Raw genomic sequence first — 19,282 nt, forward strand, 5'->3', positions numbered from 1 at the left:
GCTATAACTACTACATTATTAAGTTTAGAGAATGGACAATAATCAGCACCTGGTCCTGTCATATCTATTATACCTTCTTGGAAACCAACTATCTTTCCTGTAGTTACAACAGCACATCCTTTTAGTGCATGAGTTCTACCTTCTCCTACTGTATCAACTTTTGATATTATTCCTGGGAATATTCCTCCCTTACCTTCAACCTTAACTCTTGGCTCTATAACGTCTTTTACTGGTGTTATTCTTACACTTTCACCTGGACGAACTAAATCTATATCTATAGATTTTATGTGCTCATCTCCACCAATTTCTTTAAGCATCTCTTCTTTATTAATGTATAAAACTCCATCTTTTACTTCAGTAACGTCAGCAAACTGAATGTCTTCTATAAAGATTTTCCCTAATTCAAGACGCATATTTGCACCCCCCAATTTTTTCCTTTTTAGAATTTAATAATTTACAATTAGCTCAATTTTCTAATTTTAAATACTAATCAAGTTATGTATATTTACTTTTAAAGTCTTAATTAGTATATCTTATCTATTCATTGAGCTAGTTAAATAAACTTTATATATAGATTTGAGCTTATCTCAAACTTATAACAATATTAAAGGTATTTTTTAATCATTTCTTCTATATTAGTTTTTGTAGCATCATCTTTTGTAACTTCATCTACTTTTGCACCATCTTTGTATATAGCTATAGTTGGAAGACCTAATACTTTTTCTTTTATAGCTAATCTTCTAGCTTTTGTAGTATCTAATTTACAGAACTTAAAGTTATCTGCATATTGATTTGCTAAATCTTCAACTTCTGGTAGTAATGCTTTGCAAGGCTCACATCCCTCACTCCAGAAATCTACAACTACTATACCTTCTTGCTTTAAAACTTCTTCTTCAAAAGTATTTTTATCTAAAACTACCATGTTTTAAATCCCCCTTCATATTTTAATTTCTTATTTTTAATCAATCATTCCTCCAAAGTAAATTTTTATACATTTACTTCTTCTAAATGACCTAATTTACTATCAATATATTTTTCAGCCACTATTGTAGCTATTGCACCATCACTTGTAGCAGTTACAACTTGTCTTAAAGTTTTGACTCTACAATCTCCTGCTGCAAATACTCCTTCTACACTAGTTCTCATTTCTTCGTCTGTTATTATGTATCCCCTTTTATCCATATTTATCTTACCTTTGAATATATCTGTTTGAGGATCAAGACCAACAAATACAAATACTCCCATTGTTCCATCTTCTTCATCTGCTTCATATTCTTTTAATTCACCTGTTACAGTGTTTTCAAATACAACTTTTTCTAATATTCCATCCCCACGTAGTTCCTTTATAGATGTATTAAACATAAATTCTATATTTGGATTTTCCATAGCTTTTTCAGCTATTGATTTAGCACATGATAATTCATTTCTTCTATGAACGATTGTTACTTTTCTAGCAAACTTAGTTAAAAACATACCTTCTTCAACTGCACTATTTCCTCCACCAACTGCAAATACTTCTAAATCTGTGAAGAAATCTCCATCACATGTTGCACAGTATGATACACCTTTTCCAGTAAGTTCTTTTTCTCCTGGTGCTCCTAATTTTTTTGGAGTTGCTCCTGTTGCTATTATGACAACTTTACCTTTATATTCACCTTTTTCACCTTTTATTACTTTTATTTTGCCATCTATATCAGCTTCAACTATATTATCTTTAACCATTTCAGCTCCAAAGCTTTTGCATTGTTCAACCATTCTAGCTATTAACTTTGGTCCACTTGCATCTTCTACAGATCCTGGATAATTAGCTACATCATGTGTAGTAACTATTTGTCCACCAGTTTTTCCTTTTTCTAATATAAGTGTCTTAAGCTTTGCTCTTGCTCCATAAAGCCCCGCAGAAAGACCAGCTGGACCTGAACCTATGATAATTAAATCATATAAATTTCCCATTAAACTACCCCCTTTTTATATTACAATCAAAGGAATTTTAAAATTCCATGTTTGAGAAATCAAATCACATTATTTTTGTTATTTTTTTAACAATTTTGCGAAATAATGTTATATATATTGAATTCTTTGTAATGTATTGTTTAAGATATCAAAGTCTATAACTTTAAAATCATCTGTAACTTTTTGTGTCCAATTTGGAGTCATTTTATTTTTTTGAAATTTACTTGAAGTCGCTATTGCTTCTTCTATTAAGATTAGTGAGTTTGTATCTAGATTTTTTCCTTTTTTCATTATGATACTTCGATATGGTGTCTCGTTAGGTTTCACACTTCCATAAAGTGGATGGGATAAAAGTTCATATCCCTTATGTATTAGATTTCTGCATTCTTTCAATATTTCTATGTATGTAATGTCTTTATGCAAAATTTCTTTGTTTGTAATTTCTTGTTTAACAATTGGATTATTAGTTATTATTACCATGAATCCCTCTCGCTTTCAAATGCTGTATTTTTACAATTAAAAAACAGAGAAAACAAAACCCAATTTGTTCTCTCTGTTAATATAATCTTCAGAGTTCCGTCTAGACATAGTCTTTTTACCTGAGAATTTCACTTAATTTAATTTGGTTTAATAAACTAAGTTTGTCCCTTCGGTCACTTTTATGTTTAAAAGCTGTCTCCCATGCCCTTCATCCGGGTATTTAATTTTTAATTATATTATTTTTCTTATAAGTTTTATCTATCTTATCTAAGTTAAGTATATAAGCTTTCTATTTAGATTTCAACATGTTTTTTTGAAAATTTTGTATACTTTTTCGAGTTATTTTTTATATAAAGCGCGATTTTTGTATATATTTGTATTTTTATAATTTACTATCCTCAACTTGCTCTAACCATTCTTTAATGGTACCTATAACACTTTCTACACATCCATCTTCAAATGGCGATTTTAGATTACCTATAGTAACTATATCTAAGAAAGATTTAGTTCCACCAACTTTACATATGTCTAAGTAATCATTCCACCCTTGTTCTTTATTTTCTATCATCTTTTTCCAGAACTGTAGTGAACATATTTGTGCTAAAGTGTAATCTATATAATAAAATGGATTTTTAAATATATGGCCTTGTTTAAACCACCAACCTCCATTTTCTAAAAATTCACAGCCTTCATAGTCTTTATGAGGTAAATATTGTTTTTCTAAATCTCTCCAAAGTTGTTTTCTTTTTTCCTTACTCATATTTGGATTCTCATAAATATGATGTTGGAATTCATCAACAACTATTCCATAAGGAATAAATTTAATTGCCGAAGATAAATGAGTAAATTTATATTTTTTAGTGTCTTCTTTAAAAAATAAATCCATCCATGGCCAAGTTATAAACTCCATACTCATAGAATGAATCTCACAACTTTCATAAGTTGGGAAGTTTATTTCTGGCATATCAATCCATGTAGACATATATAATTGGAAAGCATGCCCCGCTTCATGAGTTAATACGTCTATATCATCAGCTGTTTGGTTAAAGTTTGAGAATATAAATGGCGCTTGATAATTAGGTATATAAGTGCAATACCCACCTGCTGCTTTTCCTTTTTTAGTTACTAAATCCATAAGTTCATTTTCTAACATAAATTCAAAAAATTCTTTTGTTTCTTTTGATAACTCTGAGTACATTTTCTTGCCATTTTCTATTATGTAATCAGGATCTCCTTTTGGAGTTGCATTGCCACTTAAAAATTCAAAGTTCTCATCTACGTATTTTAATTTTTCTATTCCTAATCTTTTTGCTTGCCTTTGGTAAAGATCACTTGCAACAGGAACTATATATTTAAGAACTTGTTTTCTAAAGTTTTCAACCATTTGTGCATTATAATCAGTTCTCATCATTCTTATATAGCCTAACTCTACAAAGTTGTCAAAGTTAAGTTTTTTTGCTATTGTTGCTCTTAATTTTACAAGCTTATCAAATATGTCATCAAACTTTTCTTTATTTTCTTCAAAAAAACCATAATAAGCTTTTGATGCTTTTATTCTCATATCTCTGTCTTTAGATAGCATAAATTTACCTAACCCTGATAAATTTCTTTCTTCACCTTCAAAATTTATTTTTGCAGATGCTAGCAACTTAGTATATTCTGAACATAGTTTATTTTCTTCTTGAAGTTCTTTTATTATATCTTTCGAAAAAGATTTTAATGAATACTCTGCTATTTTTACAAATTGTTGTCCAAAATCTTTTTCTATTTCTAATTTAAATTTAGATTCTACTACTGATTTGTAAAAGAATGAGTTTACTTCTTCATACAGTGGAGAATATTCATCCCAGTAAGCTCTTTCTTTTTCATAGAACTCATCTTCTGTATTTATGCTATGTCTTATTGACGATATTGTAGACATAGTTTCTATGTTATTTCTTATTTCATTTAGCTTGTCTATATTCTCCCTTTGTTCTTCATATGTAGATGATGAATTTATATTTTCTACTATATCATTAATTTTCTTCTTACTTTCTTCATAATTTGGTCTTTCATATTTAAAATCACAAAATTTCATTTGATTATCTCCTTATATTATTTGATTGTATTATTATGTATACCAACTATAATCCATATTATACAGTTTTATTTTTAAATATAGTTAACTATCATAACTAGTTAGTATTTTATCTCTAAACTTACAATCCATATTATACCATATTACAAATTTGAGCAACGGACCTAATTTCCAAGGTCGTTTGAGCCACGTGTGCGCGAACCACTTGAGCGACATGAAGTAATTCCCCAACAAGCCGCTCAATCAAAGTGAATTTTTTATTTTAGTTTATAAATTTGTCATATATTGATATAATTATATTTATCTTATATTTTAATATCATTAGGAGGATTAGTATGTATAAATTGATAGCTCTAGACATAGATGGAACTTTATTAAATAGCGAAAAAAAAATCACATCTGATGTGTTTAATTCTATTCAAGAAGCAAAGAAAAACGGTGCCAAAGTTGTATTATCAACAGGTAGACCATTACCAGGGGTTACTCCACTCTTAAAACAATTGAATCTTACAGATGAAGGTGATTATGTTATATGTTTTAATGGAGCAGTAGTTCAAGAAGTAAAAAGCGAAAAGGTAATTTCTAATATAGAAATGACTTATGATGATTTTAAAACTATATATAAAATCGTAAAAGAACTTGATACTAAGGTTCATATAAACACACCAACTAACGTAATAACGCCACATGATGAGCCTAGTAAATATACTGTACTAGAGGCTGAGTTAAATCAAATACCTATTGTTTATAAAAGCGAAGATGAAATAGATGATAGCATAACATTCTGTAAAATAATGATTATCGATGATCCTGAAAAATTAGAGGAAATTTTACAAGTACTTCCTAAAGAAATTTATGATAATTATACAGTAGTTAGATCTGCTCCTTTCTTCTTAGAATTTTTAAACAAAGCTGCTAATAAAGGTACTGCACTACAAGCTTTATGCAAAAATATAGATATACCTATAGAAAAAACAATAGCTGTTGGCGATGAAGAAAATGATCAACATATGATAAAGCTAGCAGGTCTTGGAGTTGCTATGGGAAATGCTCGAGATAGTATAAAAGATATTGCTAGTTATATAACTAAAACTAACAATGAACATGGAGTTGCTCATGTTATAGATAAATTTATATTAAATAAATAGAAACAAGCACATATAAAAATAAAAGTCTGCTTACCTAACTTTATGAGCAGACTTTTATCTTGTTATTTTCCTAGTTAAAGTGGCTGTCCATATACCAACCATAGTTACACCTAATAACATTTCTATTCCTGATAACAATACACTGTATCCTATGGGAGTTATATCTCCATATCCTACTGTAGTAAATGTAACTATACTAAAATACAATGATTTCATAAAATCTGGATTTAAGTTTTCAATAGGAATGCCTTGTGAAAATATATCTTTATAACTTATAACATATTCATCTACATTTAACCCCGTTACCATATATATAATTGCAAATACTAGAACAATCTCTAAAGAAGTTATCAATGCAAATGTTGGCCTTTCTCCATATCCACAAAGCAACCAAAATATTGCTGATTTAAATTTATTAATTCCGCTTAAAGATTTATATTCCATACACTTTGATATATAATAATACTCACCTGCATTGTTTAACAAACCATTAGCTTCAAATTTTGATGCTATACCTCTATATAGTTTAAATGCTACTACATAATTTTTTTTATATCTTTTATCAATATTCATCTTATCTATAAAAGTGTATTCATCAAATTTAGTTAAATAATTATCTTCAAATTCAAACTCTTTTATATCAGGATTTATAATTTTAAAAGACCTACAATCACAATCTGTAATATGTACATTATTTATGTATATCTTTTTCAATATAGCATCTTTTAAGTTAGTATGTTCAAATTTTATGTTATGTAAATCTATATTTTCAAATATGCTTTTTTCAATGTTACAATTCTTGAATTGACAGTCTATAAATATAGTTTTACTATTAAATATTGAAATACATTCATTTGTATTATAAAAATTACAGTTAATAAATATGATATTTTTGAATTGACAGTTTGAAAATACATTCCCATAAAATGTACAATTGTAAAATTCTATGTTTTTGAACTTACAATTAGAAAAAGTATTATATTTAAATTCAACATTCCTTAGCTTTTCAAATCTTGTGTTATATTTATCCTTAAATTCACCTATACTTTTATTTTCTATCTTTTTTATTATTATCTTACTTTCATTTTCTATTTTATAAATATCATCATAACTTATATTTGAATTTCCACGTATGTGCTCTGATTTCATTGAAAATTTACTTTTAAATAGTTCAAGCTTAACGCCATATTTCTTTTCATTTTCAAATTTTCTATTTTTAAAATCCACATCAATTTCATTTCTTATTTTTGAGAAATTATGAGTTTGCATCATCTCACCCTAACTATTTTTTAATTTATCAATAATAAATACTTTATTTCTCATTAAAATCCTTTATTTATAGAATACTTGTCTATTTTTTTTAATATATCTTATAAAGAGATATTATTTACGTTACGTAATATCTCTAAGTTTAAATTATTTATTAAACATAATCTACATAGATTTAATTAGATTTCTAAAATAAGTTTTTGGGAGGTTACTTATGAGTAATAAAATTGAAGAACTAAAAGAAAATTTACCTAAAGAGTGCTGTTCTTTTTGTGCACATCTTTCTTTAGAGGGACCTGATAAAGATTATAAGTATAATATAAAATGTATAATGCTAGATTCATTACCTAAATCAAATAAATATTGTGAGTATTTTCAACCTGAATATTCTAATTTAACTAGCGATAACTTAGATGATTTATACACAGAATTTTTAGAAGCTTGTGTTAGAGTAAATTATAAAGATTATTTAAAATCTATTCATTGGCAAATTTTTAAAGATTATGTTTTAAGTCAAAATAACCATACATGTTCAATTTGTGGATGTAAAGATAATATAGATGTACATCACACTAATAAAAACTTAGGAAGAGAAACTCTAAATGATGTAATTGTAGCATGCAGTAAATGTATTCCTAAGTTATAAATTTATAATTACATATACCTATCTTGAACTTGTCTACTTTATATATCTACAACAATAGCTAAAAACATATGTATTAAGATTTATTACATAAAATTATATAATTGTAACATACTAATGTAGATAATATTCTTAGGAGGTATATACAAATGTCAAATTCTAATTTAAGTTGCTCTGCAACTAATTGTGTTTATAATAATAGTAGTAATTGTTATGCTAGTGGTATAAATGTATCTGGTTCTATTGCTACTAATTCATCTGCAACTCATTGCCTATCATTTGAAGATAGATCAACATCTAATCTTTCAAATTGTGCTAGCGGGTGTACTTGTGCTGAAACAAATAACATAATTTGTCAAGCTAATAATTGTGCACATAATAGCGATGGTTCTTGTAAAGCGCCAAGTGTTCAAATAAATGCTCAAACTGCAAGTTGTGAAACTTTTATTCGTAAATAACATACTGTCTAAATAGCTTAACTTACATATTTACTAATTTATAATAAATGCGTAAGTTATAAATTTTTATATAAAAAATATTACTGGATAAAATTATCCAGTAATATTTTAATGTTTTAGCTATGCATTTACTAAGCTTTCTTCTTCATACTTTCTAGCATTTTCTTCTCCAGTTAATACTCTTAAAGTTCCTAATGATAATGCTTCTAATTCATTTTCTCCAGGCATGATTTCAACATTAGATATAAATTCTACTCTTTTTTTAATATTTGATGTAATCATATTAGAGTATGCAATTCCACCTGTTAAAATTATTGCATCAACTTTACCTTCTACAACAGTTGCTAATTCTCCTATTGCTTTAGATATTTGATATGTCATTGCTTCATGTACAAGTTTCGCTTGCTCATTTCCTTCTTGTGCCATTTTTTCTACTTCTCTAACATCTACTGTATTTAAGTATGAAACTATTCCACCTTTTCCACGTATCATTTTTTGCATTTCTTTTTGAGTATATTTTCCTGAAAAACATGCATTTATTAATTTTTTACAAGGAACTTTACCTGATCTTTCTGGTGAAAATGGTCCTTCATCATCAGATACTATATCTGACATTCTTCCTTTTTCATGAAGGCTTATTGTTATTCCTCCACCTAAGTGAGCTACTATTAAATTTAAGTCACTATACTTTTTATCATTGTTTTTTGCATATTTCATAGCCATAGCCCTAGAATTAAGTGCATGACTTAAACATTCTCTATCCATTCCCTTTATTCCTGATAATCTAGCAACATCTGTAAGTTCATCTACTGCAACAGAGTCATATATGTATGCATTTATTCCTAAAGGTTTTGCTATTTCATAAGATATTATAGCTCCTAAATTGGATGCATGTTCTACAACTGGTCTATTTTTTAATCTATCTATCATTTCACCATTTACTAAATATGCACCTGATTTTACTGGAGGAAGTAATCCACCTCTTCCTACAACTGCACTTAAAGTATCTATTTCTATATTGTTTTCAGAAAGTACTTTTAATACTTCTTGCTTTCTCATATCAAATTGGTCTTGTACTCTATCATACTTTGCAATTTCTTCTGCTGGATGATCTATTCCTTTTACTAATATTTGTTTTTCATTATCATATACTGCTATTTTAGTTGATGTAGACCCTGGATTTATAGCTAATATTCTGTAATTCATAATTATCACCTTTCTCTTTATAGTATTTAAATTAAGCTATTACAAGTATCTGTATACTCATAATAGCTTAACTTTAAAATTAATTTGCAGCTACTGCTTCTTTAGATACTAATTCCATACCTTCTTTGAATGCTTTTATATTTATATCTACAAATTTTTCTTTTACATTATCTCTTATTATTTTTTCCCAATCTATCTCTTCTAGGTTCATAGATTTTGCTAGTGCACCTAACAATATTATGTTCATTACTTTAGCATTTCCAAGTTCTACCGCTTTGTCTGCTGCATTTAATATTGTTGCATCTAATCTTTCAAGTTCTGCTTCTATTTCTTTTTCTTTATACTCAGCTTTTCCAGTAAGTATTGGCATAGAATCCATTCTATAGTTATTTGCTACTATTTTACCTTCTGGCTTTAAGTAATTTAACCATCTTAAAGCTTCCATTTTTTCAAAAGATACTAATATATCAGCTCCACCTATTTCTATAACTGGAGAATATACTTGTTTTCCGTATCTAACTTGTGAAGATACTGAACCACCTCTTTGACTCATACCATGTATCTCACTCATTTTTACATCATATCCAGCTTCCATAAGTCCTGTAGTTAATAATTTACTTGCAAGTATAGTTCCTTGTCCCCCTACACCTACTAAAAGAATACTCTTAGTCATATTACATTACCCCCTTAGATACAGCATTATTAGATATAGCTTCTTTAGGACATACTTGTGAACAAACATTACATCCTACACATTGATTTTTGTCTATATTTACTACCTTATCCTCTTTAGCAAATGATATTGCTGGACATCCAGTCTTCATACATATCTTACATCCTATACAATTATCATGGTCAACTTCACATTTAGATGTGAATGGATTGTTAAATTCTTCTATGTCTTGCTTAGAGAATTTTTTAAGTACACATGGCCATCTAGTTATTATTACTGAAGGCTCCTCTAATTCAAATGCCCAGTCTAGTGTTTCTTTTACTTCTTTTAAGTTGTTAGGATCTATATTTCTTATATGTTTAACTCCACAAGCTTTAACTAATGCTTCTATATCTACTTCATTAGTTATATCACCTTGTAATGTATACCCTGTTCCTGGGTTTTGTTGATGTCCTGTCATACCAGTTATTCTATTATCTAATATCACTGATATTGAGTTTCCGTTATTATATACAACATCTAATAATGAGTTAACTCCTGTATGGAAGAATGTTGAATCTCCAAGCACTCCTACAACTCTCATGTTGTTGTCTTCTTTCATGTTAAACACTTGTTGAGCTCCATGTCCTGTACTTAAACTCGCACCCATACAAACTACTGTATCCATTGCATTATATGGAGGTGCAAATCCAAGAGTATAGCATCCTATATCTCCTGTTATCATTACATTTTTTCTTTTACCTATTTCATAGAAGAATCCTCTATGTGGACATCCTGCACATAATCCTGGAGGTCTTGGTACTACTAAATCTTGATCAAATTCTATAGTATCATTTGTTTTTCCAAATATAGATTTTCTTATTACATCTGGAGTCATTTCTCCATACACTGGTAATACATCTTTTCCTATGCAATCTATTCCAGCTGCTTTCATTTGTTCTTCTATAAATGGATCATTTTCTTCTATAACATAAATCTTATCTACTTTAGAAGCAAATTCTTTTATTTTTTCCATTGGCATTGGATTTGTAAATCCTAATTTCATATATGATGCATCTTCACCAAATACTTCTTTTGCATATGTATGACACATTCCTGAAGCTACTATACCTATTTTAGTATCATTTATTTCATAGTAGTTTAATTCTGTATTATTAGAGTAATCTGCAAGTTTTTTCATTCTTTCTTCTACTGAAAGTCTTAAAACTCTAGCATGTGCTGGAACTGTAAGATTTTTTTGAGGATTTTTAACATAATCTTTTATTCCAACTTCAACTCTATCAACACAATCAACTATTCCTTTTGAGTGACATAATCTTGTTGTAACTCTATATAAAACTGGAGTATCATATTTTTCACTTACTTCAAATGCTTCTTTTAACATATCTTTAGCTTCTTGACTAGTTGCTGGTTCAAATAAAGCTATTTTTGCAAACTTAGCATAGTTTCTGTTATCTTGTTCATTTTGTGAAGAGTGCATTCCTGGCTCATCTGCAGATATTAAAACCATCCCACCATTCACTCCTGTATAAGCAAATGTGAATAATGGGTCTGCTGCTACATTTATACCAACATGTTTCATAGATGCCATAGTTCTAGCACCTGCTATTGAACCACCTATTACGGCTTCTAGTGCAACCTTTTCATTTGGTGCCCACTCAGCTACTATATCCCCTTTATATGTAGCTACATTTTCTAATATTTCTGTACTTGGAGTACCTGGGTATGCAGATGCATACTTAACACCAGCTTCATATGCTCCACGAGCAATAGCCTCGTTACCTGTCATTAATTGTTTCATTTTTCAATTCCCCCATAAATAATTATTAGTTTAAATCTCTTCCATACTACCTTATTCCTTTTTAAATAATTTAAAATTTATTTATCAACAACTAATTGTTGACCTTTAACATATTCAAGTGCATTTTTTATAATACTTGGAGCTATTTTACACTTACTTTCATTCACTGCGCATACTGCAAATCTAAGCCCCATTTTTAAAGGTACAAGATATACATTATCTTTTGTTAATTCTTCACATACTGCTCTTGGATCATCACATGGTATACTTACAAAGAATCCATCTCTGTATGGAAGTATATCAAGTCCTATTTTTTCAGCTTCTTCAACAAATACCTTTGCTCTTCTTTTTAACATCTCTTTATGCATTGTTTTTTCTTCAGTATATTTTTTGAATTTTTCTGGATCTTTAACTATATTAGATAATAATTTCATAGCTCCTCTATTACAATTTGACCAGTTTGCTCTACATGAATGAACACATGCATAATAGAACTCTTCAGCAACATTTTCACTAGCTGATATACATATTGCAGCTCCCATTCTCATTCCATAAGCTGTAAATCCTTTTGACATACTAAATCCAACTATTACAAGTATGTTTTCTGGAAGATTTGAGAATTTTTCAAAGAATTTTCTACTTGCATTGTCATCACTTGCAAAATCTATATATGCAATATCTACAAATAGTATTATTTTTTTATCTGGATTCTTAGCTACGTCTTTTGATAAATCTATGATTTTATCCCACTCGTCATCTGATACGCTATATCCAGTAGGATTGTGTGCTGGTGTATTTAGAATTGTAAATATTCTTTCTTGTTTAGATGCTATATTTAAGAATTTTTCTTTAAATGAATTAAAATTAAAATTATTATTTTCGTCAAATAATTGATATGTAGTTACTTTTCTTCCTATCTCTTCTGTTATACTAACATATGGACTCCAAAACCAATCTGATGTTAGTATTTCATCACCTTCTTCAGTGTAATTCCAAGTTGCTAACTTTATTGCTCCGCTTCCACCTGGAGATGCTACTGCTTTTATATATCCTTCTGGCATATATTCTTTAAAACATACTTTTTTAACTGCTTCAAGATAATCCGGTTGCCCTTCTAAAGAAGCGTATGCTGATATATCTTTGTTATCTAATGATTTATATTCATTATAAACTGTATCCATCGTTATTAGCGTTCCATAATCATCCATAAGAGCACCTATAGTAGCATTTATTACATTATCTCTTCCTATAGTTTTTTCTGCTCTTTGAGCTCTTTCTGATAAATTAAATATTATGTCTTTTTGTCTCGGCCATATAGAATGCTTTGCCGCCATACTTTGAATCATATTATCCCTCCTAGTATACTGTTTCACTCCTATATTTAGAAGCAACTGTTATGCCAATACTATATATTTCCATTAAATTTTTATTAAATTAATTTAATTTTTATTTTAAATAAAAAAAACAGGCTAAATTTTAATTTTACCTATTTTTTTAAACTTCACCTTAATTGTATTAATTTTTATATATTCTTATTTTTAAATCATTTTATGTCAAATGTTCATTTTTGTTAACCTATGTTAATATTTGTTAACCTTTTCTTGTTGTTATACATTTTTATTGTATTTTTTCCATAGAGCTGTTCTACTTATTCCAAGAATCTGAGCCACTTCAGTTTTTGAAAGACCTTGATTAAATAATATATCTATAATTTTGTTTTCTACATATTTATTAATCTCTTTTATATCAATATTAATCTTACTATAATCAATATCCTCTACTTCCTCTTTAGTTTCACCTTCATCATATTGTTTACTTAGTTTTTCTTTATCTAAACATGCGTATTTTATTTCTTTATTTTCAATTTGAGATATTTTTATTTTTCCTGTTATTACATATTTTTGTGCACTATTTTTTAATTCTCTAACATTTCCTGGCCAATCATGAGATTTTAGTTTTATTATTTCTTCTTTACTTAACTTAAAGGTTTCATCTATAGAATTTAAGTTATTTAAACTATTTTCCTTTAATATTTTTCTTACAAAATATTCAAATAAAAACACTATATCATCTTTTCTTTTTCTTAAAGGTGGTATATTTATTTCTAAACTACTTAATCTATAAAATAAATCAGCTCTGAAAGTTTTATCTTTTATTTTAGATATTAATTGTTCATTTGTTGCAGCTATTATTCTAATATCTAATGGAATCATATGGTCTGATCCTATTCTCATTATTTGTCTTTCTTCTATAACTCTTAAAAGCTTGTTTTGAACATAAAACGGTAAACTATTTATTTCATCTAAAAATATAGTTCCACCATGGGCTAATTCAAATAATCCCGGTTTTCCACCTTTTCTAGCTCCTGTAAAAGCGCCTTCTTCATATCCAAACAACTCACTTTCTAATAAACTTTCTGAAATTGTAGCACAATTTATAGCAACAAAAGGCTTGTCTTTTCTTTTACTTATATTATGAATACTTTGAGCTAATATTTCTTTTCCTGAACCACTTTCTCCATATAACAAGGTTGTATAATCACTTTTCCCAATTTTTTTAGCTTCTTCTATAAACTCTTTACTTATAATATCTTTGTACATATAATCAGAAAAAGTATGTTTTGCACATAAACCTTTTTCATTTAAGTTTACTCTTATTTTTCTTTCTAGTTTTTGTAATTTAGTTATATCTTGTAATATACCTATTACTCCATGAATCTTTCCATCAACTTTTATAGGCATAGACCTTGTGTTTAATACCAAATTATTTATATGTCTTATTTGCATTTTATTATCTTTACCTGTGGCTAAACATTCTAATAGCCAATCCATCTTAGAAAATATATCTAATATCGATTTATTATACACGTCTTTTTTTTCTGCTTTTAATATTTTTTTTGCACTTTTATTACATAGTATGATATTACCATTTGTATCAATTGCAATTATCCCATCCTTGACTCCATCTAGTATATTTCTTAATACTTCATTATTAAATTTTTCTTCTTCTAAAGAATCAAGTAAGTTTTTAGAATACTCAATTGCTTCTTTTATTGAGTCATCACTTGCATTAATAAATACGCTATCCATTTTATATTGTCTTGCAAAAGAACAAGCTATACCACTTCCTACAATAACTACATCATCTTTTTGATCTAAATATTTTATAACTCTATTTCTTATTTCATATTTTGATTTAAACCATTCCTCTATTATATCTATATTAATTATGCTTTTCCAATCTGCATAGTCAAAATCAACTTCATCATATCCTAAGATAAGCACTATCTTTTTAGAATAGTTACTTGCTATTTTTATTGATTTTAATAAATCTATAACCTTCATATTTAAAGGTATTATTGGTACATTTACAGTATCTAATATTAATTTATACCCTCCACCTCTACCAATAATAACTTGTGCACCTTTATCTACTAATATTTTCCCTTGTTCTTCTAACACATCTACTTTTATAAGGTCTATTATAATATTTCCACTTTTTATATCCTTTGAGTAAAGCTTTTCTATTCTTTCTTTTAATTCATAATCGGATGCTATAACACCTATGATTTTTTCCAATTTATCTTCTCTCCCCCTATTTTAGATGTTATTTATATCTATAACTAGTCTGTATATTTATGTGATTTCAATCTATATTTTCGAGTAAATTTTATTTATTTGTATTATATCATATATGATTTTTTTATAAAATAAATGAATTTAAACATTGCTTCATTCATCGTCTTCGTAAATTTATATTTACTTTAATACTACCTTATAAGTTTATATTTTAAAATAGTCTACTGTTGGTATTCAGTAGACTATTTTTTTCTATACTATGCAGTTTTCTATTTGTACTATATAATCTTGGCAGTTTTCACAAACTATCATACTAATTATATAGCTATCGTCAACTTTATCTTGTCTTGATAATTTATTGAAAGACAGCCCTTCATACTCTTTACTTATATCACTTATTATATATTCTCCTTTTTTAGTAAATATATAAAAATGGTATTCTAAAAATCCAAAAAACTTTTGTTTTTCTTTTACACCCGCTAAGCATTCAGGACATGCTTCTTGATAATATTCAATATCAAAATCAACATCCACAGCATCATTTAATATTTGTAATACATTTTCTATTTTTATTCCCTTCACCGGTTTTTCTTCATCGTTTATTATATCACTACAATTATCTGCAGTTAATAAATACTCTTTTCCTTCATAATTAAATTTATATACGCTCATTTTACACCTCATTGTTATTATTCTATTTCTGATTTAAATGGAACTTCCTCTGCTAATGCATCTTGGTATTCTTTATCATTTATATATCCAAGTTCATGCATTTTATATAATATAGTTTCTTGTCTTATCTTAGCTTCTCTGTGTTCACTATACCTTGCTGGATTATTTGTTATTCCTGCAAGCATTGCACACTGTGCTAAATTTAAATCACTTACATTTTCTCCAAAGTATACTCTAGCTCCTTTTTCAATCCCATAAGATGATTTACCTAAGTATATATTATTTAAATATACTTCTAGTATATCTTCTTTACTCATGTTTTTATCCATAGAAGTTGCATTATAAATATCCTTTATTTTCCTTTTTATAGTTTTGTCATCATTAGTTAGTAAATTTTTAGAAATTTGCATTTCTATAGTACTTCCACCTTGAGTCGTATCTTTAAATATATTGTTAACTAATGACCTTGCTAAAGATATTTCATCTACTCCATTATGTTTATAAAAACGCTCATCTTCTATAGAAACAATTGCATCTTTTAAATATTTAGGTATTTCATCTTTACTAACAACATCACTACTTATATAGTTCTCTTCTAATAATTCTTTTGTCACTTTTGAAGAATTTGTTAACGCTGCAAATATAAATACTGAACCAACTACTGAAATCACTACTAAAACTATTAACATTACTACTAAAATTTGTTTTACTCTATTTAGTAGCTTTTTCTTTGTTTTTGCTCTTTTTCTATTATTTCTACAATTAGATTGATTTTTATTTTGTTTTATATTATTAATTTCCTTTTTTTCATTGTTACTGATACTTTTTAAGGACTGTGAATCTAAATTACTAGAATTCACTTTTCTTCGTCTTATTTTATTTTGGTTGTCATTGTTATAACTCATTTAACCCTCCTCATTTTATAGAATAATTATACATTGTTATACAAAATAAATCAAAGATCAAATTTTCAAAATTAGCATTATAATATTTTGTATAATTTTATGTAATTTCAGAAAAAAATTCTTTATAGTAATTTTGGGTTTACATATAGTATTTTTTAAATGATAAATCCTAAAATTATTATTTTTGTATTAAAAAGAATTTTTTTGGGTATTATATAACATGAATTAAAATTAAGGAGGTGGTAAAAATGGCTTATTATATACATGATGCTTGCATAAGCTGTGGTGCTTGTGAACCAGAATGTCCTGTTAACTGTATTTCTGCTGGAGATGATAAATATGTAATAGATGCATCTATATGTATCGAATGTGGAGCATGCAATAGTGTTTGTCCTGTTGATGCACCTCAACCAGAATAATACATAAAAAAAGAAAAGCATTGCTTTTCTTTTTTACATTAAGCCTTTATAACTTATCTAATTCTTCGATAAGTTATAAATCCAACGGATTTTTTATTTTATTTTTATACTTTTCATTACTTTTTCATTGGTTATATCTTCTATATTAGACATTTCCAATTTTATAGATTCTTTTGTGTTATGTAGTGTTAATCCAATTTTAATATTTTTACTTTCTCCACTTTTTACATTCCCTATAAATCCATTTATATTCTCTTGAGATGTACTGATAAAATATTTTATTGGCTTACCACCTTGATATGGATAAATATCTATATTAGATAATTCTACATCATATTTGCCATTATTAGCTACATTCATAGTTAGTATAGCTGATGCATCATAAACATTCCCTATATTAATTTTTTCTTCTAATATACTTACATCTATTACCCTAATTTTCAAATCATTATCACTCATATTATTTATCCATACATCGTTCCCATACCCTTCACTTTTATCTATACATATAGAAGTAGTACACATGCATGCTATAAATAAAATAGTACACATACCTATTAATTTAACTCTTTTCATACATTCCTCCTAAGTATTTTTATTTAGTTTATGCATAGGAAAATTTTTCATTCATAATTCAAATGTTTTTTTGTTTTATTTTATAATTTTTTTTCAAATTTTATTTCATTAAATTTTATTCAAATTTTTTATTGCTTTTTTTGTCGAATTTTGTTATTATTATTACATAAGGTTATTCCCCTAATAACCGATTATTTACTCCCCAAATAAAATATATTCCCTAATAAACCCCTTTTTATAATATATTTTACCCTTTTAATAGCCTTGCTTGATCGGTTACAGCAAGGCTATTTTTTTAGTAGTTTTTTATTATTTCCCTTATCTCTCTATAACCTTTTGCTTTACTTTCTACAAAAGGAATTATTTTGTCATCATTTATAATATTCCATACATCATTTTCTTTATATAATGCTATTTGTATACTTTTATTATTCTTCTGCAATGTCCATGTGAAATAATTTTTATCCCTTTTGTTATAATGCCAATCTAAATTTTCGTTTACATTTGATATATCATTCATTATTTCTAAAACATTATCATATCTTTCTTGTGGATTTATCATTAAACATTTCTCTATTATACTTATCATTGATTTAGGTATATGGGGTAAGTATTTTTTTCTAATTGGAAACCGCCCTTTTGCACAAGCTAATTTTAAACTATTTAAATTTTTATATCTTCTTGCCTGTTTATTATACTCTTCATTTCCATTACACATTCTGTATAAGGTAGTTCCTATTTGGTATATATCTATTTTTTTACTAATCATAGAGTTTGTGCATTGTTCAGGGGCTATATGTTTATAGTAAACATTCTTTAATCTAGCATTCCCTAAATAATTCAAATAAAGTGCTGATCCAAAATCTGTTAATACTGCATCTCTGGAATCACTTATTAGTATATTATTTGGCTTTATGTCGCAATGTATAATACCATTACTATGAATATATTGTATAGCTGATAGAAAATCTAATGAATATTTTATTATTTGTCTTATTGTAAGATTTTTATTTTCCAATAAATGATACAAAGATCCATTTTTAAAATATGGCATTGTAATATATATATACTTATCATCATAAGATGCAGTATTTATAGGTATAATGTTAGGATGCTTAGAATTATATACTTTTTTAGATTCTTCAAAATACTTATCTATTTCTTTAAAATTGTTTTTATCGATTTGCTTTAAAATAAACCTAGAACCTAATTGTATATCTTCTACAATATATAATGCAGAATTGACTCCCTCTGAATGTATTTTATCTATTATTTTAAGATTGAACTTTGGACTTATTTGCATATTTTCACCCCACAATTTGAAAGCAATTCTTGAATTACACCTTCAATTTTAACAATATCAATTATATCTATGCCAATAGCATCTTCTATATTTACATGTGCTTTTTTAATATTATATTGAT

Annotated in this window: 19 protein-coding genes and 1 riboswitch; of the genes, 4 read left to right on the top strand and 15 right to left on the bottom strand. The window is 27.3% G+C overall.

From position 1 onward, the window contains the following. From VLM92_RS01240 to VLM92_RS01260, 5 genes are all read right to left on the bottom strand, one after another. The coding region (locus VLM92_RS01240) for a glycine/sarcosine/betaine reductase component B subunit (RefSeq protein ID WP_325274535.1) at positions 1-413 on the bottom strand (413 nt) is incomplete at its 3' end. A gap of 191 nt (positions 414-604) precedes the next feature. Further along, positions 605-922, bottom strand: coding sequence for a thioredoxin TrxA (gene trxA, locus VLM92_RS01245; protein WP_325274536.1), 318 nt, complete (start codon positions 920-922; stop codon positions 605-607). A gap of 65 nt (positions 923-987) precedes the next feature. Then, positions 988-1,953 carry a thioredoxin-disulfide reductase gene (trxB, locus tag VLM92_RS01250; RefSeq protein WP_325274537.1) on the bottom strand — a complete coding sequence of 322 codons (966 nt, stop codon included), beginning with the start codon at positions 1,951-1,953 and terminating at the stop codon, positions 988-990. 108 nt (positions 1,954-2,061) lie between these two features. Next, on the bottom strand, positions 2,062-2,433 hold the full coding sequence (locus VLM92_RS01255) for a GrdX family protein (RefSeq protein WP_325274538.1): 372 nt from the start codon (positions 2,431-2,433) through the stop codon (positions 2,062-2,064). A 97-nt stretch (positions 2,434-2,530) separates the two neighbouring features. Then, a riboswitch (glycine riboswitch) is annotated at positions 2,531-2,645 on the bottom strand. Positions 2,646-2,815: 170 nt separating this feature from the next. Further along, positions 2,816-4,510, bottom strand: a complete 1,695-nt coding sequence (locus VLM92_RS01260) for a M3 family oligoendopeptidase (protein WP_325274539.1) — start codon at positions 4,508-4,510, stop codon at positions 2,816-2,818. Between the two features lie 335 nt (positions 4,511-4,845). Here VLM92_RS01260 and yidA point away from each other — a divergent pair, with 335 nt between their 5' ends. Continuing rightward, entirely contained in the window at positions 4,846-5,658 is an 813-nt protein-coding gene (gene yidA, locus VLM92_RS01265; protein ID WP_325274540.1) for a sugar-phosphatase, read from the top strand. Positions 5,659-5,712: 54 nt separating this feature from the next. Here the strand turns inward: yidA and VLM92_RS01270 are convergent, their stop codons facing one another. Beyond that, a complete protein-coding gene (locus tag VLM92_RS01270; RefSeq protein WP_325274541.1) occupies positions 5,713-6,927 on the bottom strand; it encodes a pentapeptide repeat-containing protein in 1,215 nt (404 codons plus the stop codon). A 214-nt stretch (positions 6,928-7,141) separates the two neighbouring features. Between VLM92_RS01270 and VLM92_RS01275 the strand changes: the two genes are divergently transcribed. Together VLM92_RS01275 and VLM92_RS01280 are read left to right on the top strand one after the other, a co-directional pair. Beyond that, positions 7,142-7,573, top strand: a complete 432-nt coding sequence (locus tag VLM92_RS01275) for a hypothetical protein (protein ID WP_325274542.1) — start codon at positions 7,142-7,144, stop codon at positions 7,571-7,573. A 146-nt stretch (positions 7,574-7,719) separates the two neighbouring features. Further along, positions 7,720-8,028 carry a DUF1540 domain-containing protein gene (locus VLM92_RS01280; RefSeq protein WP_325274543.1) on the top strand — a complete coding sequence of 103 codons (309 nt, stop codon included), beginning with the start codon at positions 7,720-7,722 and terminating at the stop codon, positions 8,026-8,028. Positions 8,029-8,148: 120 nt separating this feature from the next. On the opposite strand, the gene buk is transcribed toward VLM92_RS01280, so the two are convergent. The 7 genes from buk to VLM92_RS01315 form a co-directional block, all read right to left on the bottom strand. Next, on the bottom strand, positions 8,149-9,234 hold the full coding sequence (gene buk / locus VLM92_RS01285) for a butyrate kinase (protein WP_325274544.1): 1,086 nt from the start codon (positions 9,232-9,234) through the stop codon (positions 8,149-8,151). Positions 9,235-9,313: 79 nt separating this feature from the next. Continuing rightward, positions 9,314-9,907, bottom strand: a complete 594-nt coding sequence (locus VLM92_RS01290) for an indolepyruvate oxidoreductase subunit beta (RefSeq protein WP_325274545.1) — start codon at positions 9,905-9,907, stop codon at positions 9,314-9,316. Between the two features lies 1 nt (position 9,908). After that, positions 9,909-11,708 carry an indolepyruvate ferredoxin oxidoreductase subunit alpha gene (iorA, locus tag VLM92_RS01295; protein ID WP_325274546.1) on the bottom strand — a complete coding sequence of 600 codons (1,800 nt, stop codon included), beginning with the start codon at positions 11,706-11,708 and terminating at the stop codon, positions 9,909-9,911. A gap of 77 nt (positions 11,709-11,785) precedes the next feature. Continuing rightward, positions 11,786-13,054: a pyridoxal phosphate-dependent aminotransferase gene (locus VLM92_RS01300; protein ID WP_325274547.1), complete on the bottom strand. Its 1,269-nt coding sequence runs from the start codon at positions 13,052-13,054 to the stop codon at positions 11,786-11,788. Positions 13,055-13,315: 261 nt separating this feature from the next. Continuing rightward, positions 13,316-15,286: a sigma 54-interacting transcriptional regulator gene (locus VLM92_RS01305; protein ID WP_325274548.1), complete on the bottom strand. Its 1,971-nt coding sequence runs from the start codon at positions 15,284-15,286 to the stop codon at positions 13,316-13,318. A 252-nt stretch (positions 15,287-15,538) separates the two neighbouring features. After that, complete coding sequence (locus VLM92_RS01310; RefSeq protein WP_325274549.1) at positions 15,539-15,958, bottom strand: DUF3785 family protein; 420 nt, start codon at positions 15,956-15,958, stop codon at positions 15,539-15,541. A 17-nt stretch (positions 15,959-15,975) separates the two neighbouring features. Then, the gene (locus tag VLM92_RS01315; RefSeq protein ID WP_325274550.1) at positions 15,976-16,863 is read right to left on the bottom strand and encodes a biosynthetic peptidoglycan transglycosylase; all 888 of its coding nucleotides are present in this window, start codon (positions 16,861-16,863) and stop codon (positions 15,976-15,978) included. Between the two features lie 248 nt (positions 16,864-17,111). Here VLM92_RS01315 and VLM92_RS01320 point away from each other — a divergent pair, with 248 nt between their 5' ends. Beyond that, positions 17,112-17,282, top strand: coding sequence for a DUF362 domain-containing protein (locus VLM92_RS01320; protein WP_325274551.1), 171 nt, complete (start codon positions 17,112-17,114; stop codon positions 17,280-17,282). Positions 17,283-17,375: 93 nt separating this feature from the next. Here the strand turns inward: VLM92_RS01320 and VLM92_RS01325 are convergent, their stop codons facing one another. Continuing rightward, a complete protein-coding gene (locus tag VLM92_RS01325) occupies positions 17,376-17,858 on the bottom strand; it encodes a hypothetical protein (protein WP_325274552.1) in 483 nt (160 codons plus the stop codon). Positions 17,859-18,153: 295 nt separating this feature from the next. Continuing rightward, positions 18,154-19,161 (bottom strand): serine/threonine-protein kinase, encoded by a 1,008-nt coding sequence (locus VLM92_RS01330; protein ID WP_325274553.1) that lies wholly within the window; start codon positions 19,159-19,161, stop codon positions 18,154-18,156. Positions 19,162-19,282 lie beyond the last annotated feature (121 nt).

This window comes from Romboutsia sp. (genome assembly GCF_035470145.1).
GTDB lineage: Bacteria > Bacillota > Clostridia > Peptostreptococcales > Peptostreptococcaceae > Romboutsia_D.

Excerpts from the sequence above, each read along its gene's own strand:
- buk (WP_325274544.1), bottom strand. The coding sequence starts at position 9,234 with ATGAATTACAGAATATTAGCTATAAATCCAGGGTCTACATCAACTAAA.
- VLM92_RS01300 (WP_325274547.1), bottom strand. The coding sequence starts at position 13,054 with ATGATTCAAAGTATGGCGGCAAAGCATTCTATATGGCCGAGACAAAAA.
- VLM92_RS01280 (WP_325274543.1), top strand. The coding sequence starts at position 7,720 with ATGTCAAATTCTAATTTAAGTTGCTCTGCAACTAATTGTGTTTATAAT.
- VLM92_RS01290 (WP_325274545.1), bottom strand. The coding sequence starts at position 9,907 with ATGACTAAGAGTATTCTTTTAGTAGGTGTAGGGGGACAAGGAACTATA.
- VLM92_RS01320 (WP_325274551.1), top strand. The coding sequence starts at position 17,112 with ATGGCTTATTATATACATGATGCTTGCATAAGCTGTGGTGCTTGTGAA.
- VLM92_RS01255 (WP_325274538.1), bottom strand. The coding sequence starts at position 2,433 with ATGGTAATAATAACTAATAATCCAATTGTTAAACAAGAAATTACAAAC.
- trxB (WP_325274537.1), bottom strand. The coding sequence starts at position 1,953 with ATGGGAAATTTATATGATTTAATTATCATAGGTTCAGGTCCAGCTGGT.
- yidA (WP_325274540.1), top strand. The coding sequence starts at position 4,846 with ATGTATAAATTGATAGCTCTAGACATAGATGGAACTTTATTAAATAGC.
- iorA (WP_325274546.1), bottom strand. The coding sequence starts at position 11,708 with ATGAAACAATTAATGACAGGTAACGAGGCTATTGCTCGTGGAGCATAT.
- VLM92_RS01325 (WP_325274552.1), bottom strand. The coding sequence starts at position 17,858 with ATGAAAAGAGTTAAATTAATAGGTATGTGTACTATTTTATTTATAGCA.
- VLM92_RS01275 (WP_325274542.1), top strand. The coding sequence starts at position 7,142 with ATGAGTAATAAAATTGAAGAACTAAAAGAAAATTTACCTAAAGAGTGC.
- VLM92_RS01310 (WP_325274549.1), bottom strand. The coding sequence starts at position 15,958 with ATGAGCGTATATAAATTTAATTATGAAGGAAAAGAGTATTTATTAACT.
- VLM92_RS01315 (WP_325274550.1), bottom strand. The coding sequence starts at position 16,863 with ATGAGTTATAACAATGACAACCAAAATAAAATAAGACGAAGAAAAGTG.
- VLM92_RS01330 (WP_325274553.1), bottom strand. The coding sequence starts at position 19,161 with ATGCAAATAAGTCCAAAGTTCAATCTTAAAATAATAGATAAAATACAT.
- VLM92_RS01260 (WP_325274539.1), bottom strand. The coding sequence starts at position 4,510 with ATGAAATTTTGTGATTTTAAATATGAAAGACCAAATTATGAAGAAAGT.
- VLM92_RS01270 (WP_325274541.1), bottom strand. The coding sequence starts at position 6,927 with ATGCAAACTCATAATTTCTCAAAAATAAGAAATGAAATTGATGTGGAT.
- trxA (WP_325274536.1), bottom strand. The coding sequence starts at position 922 with ATGGTAGTTTTAGATAAAAATACTTTTGAAGAAGAAGTTTTAAAGCAA.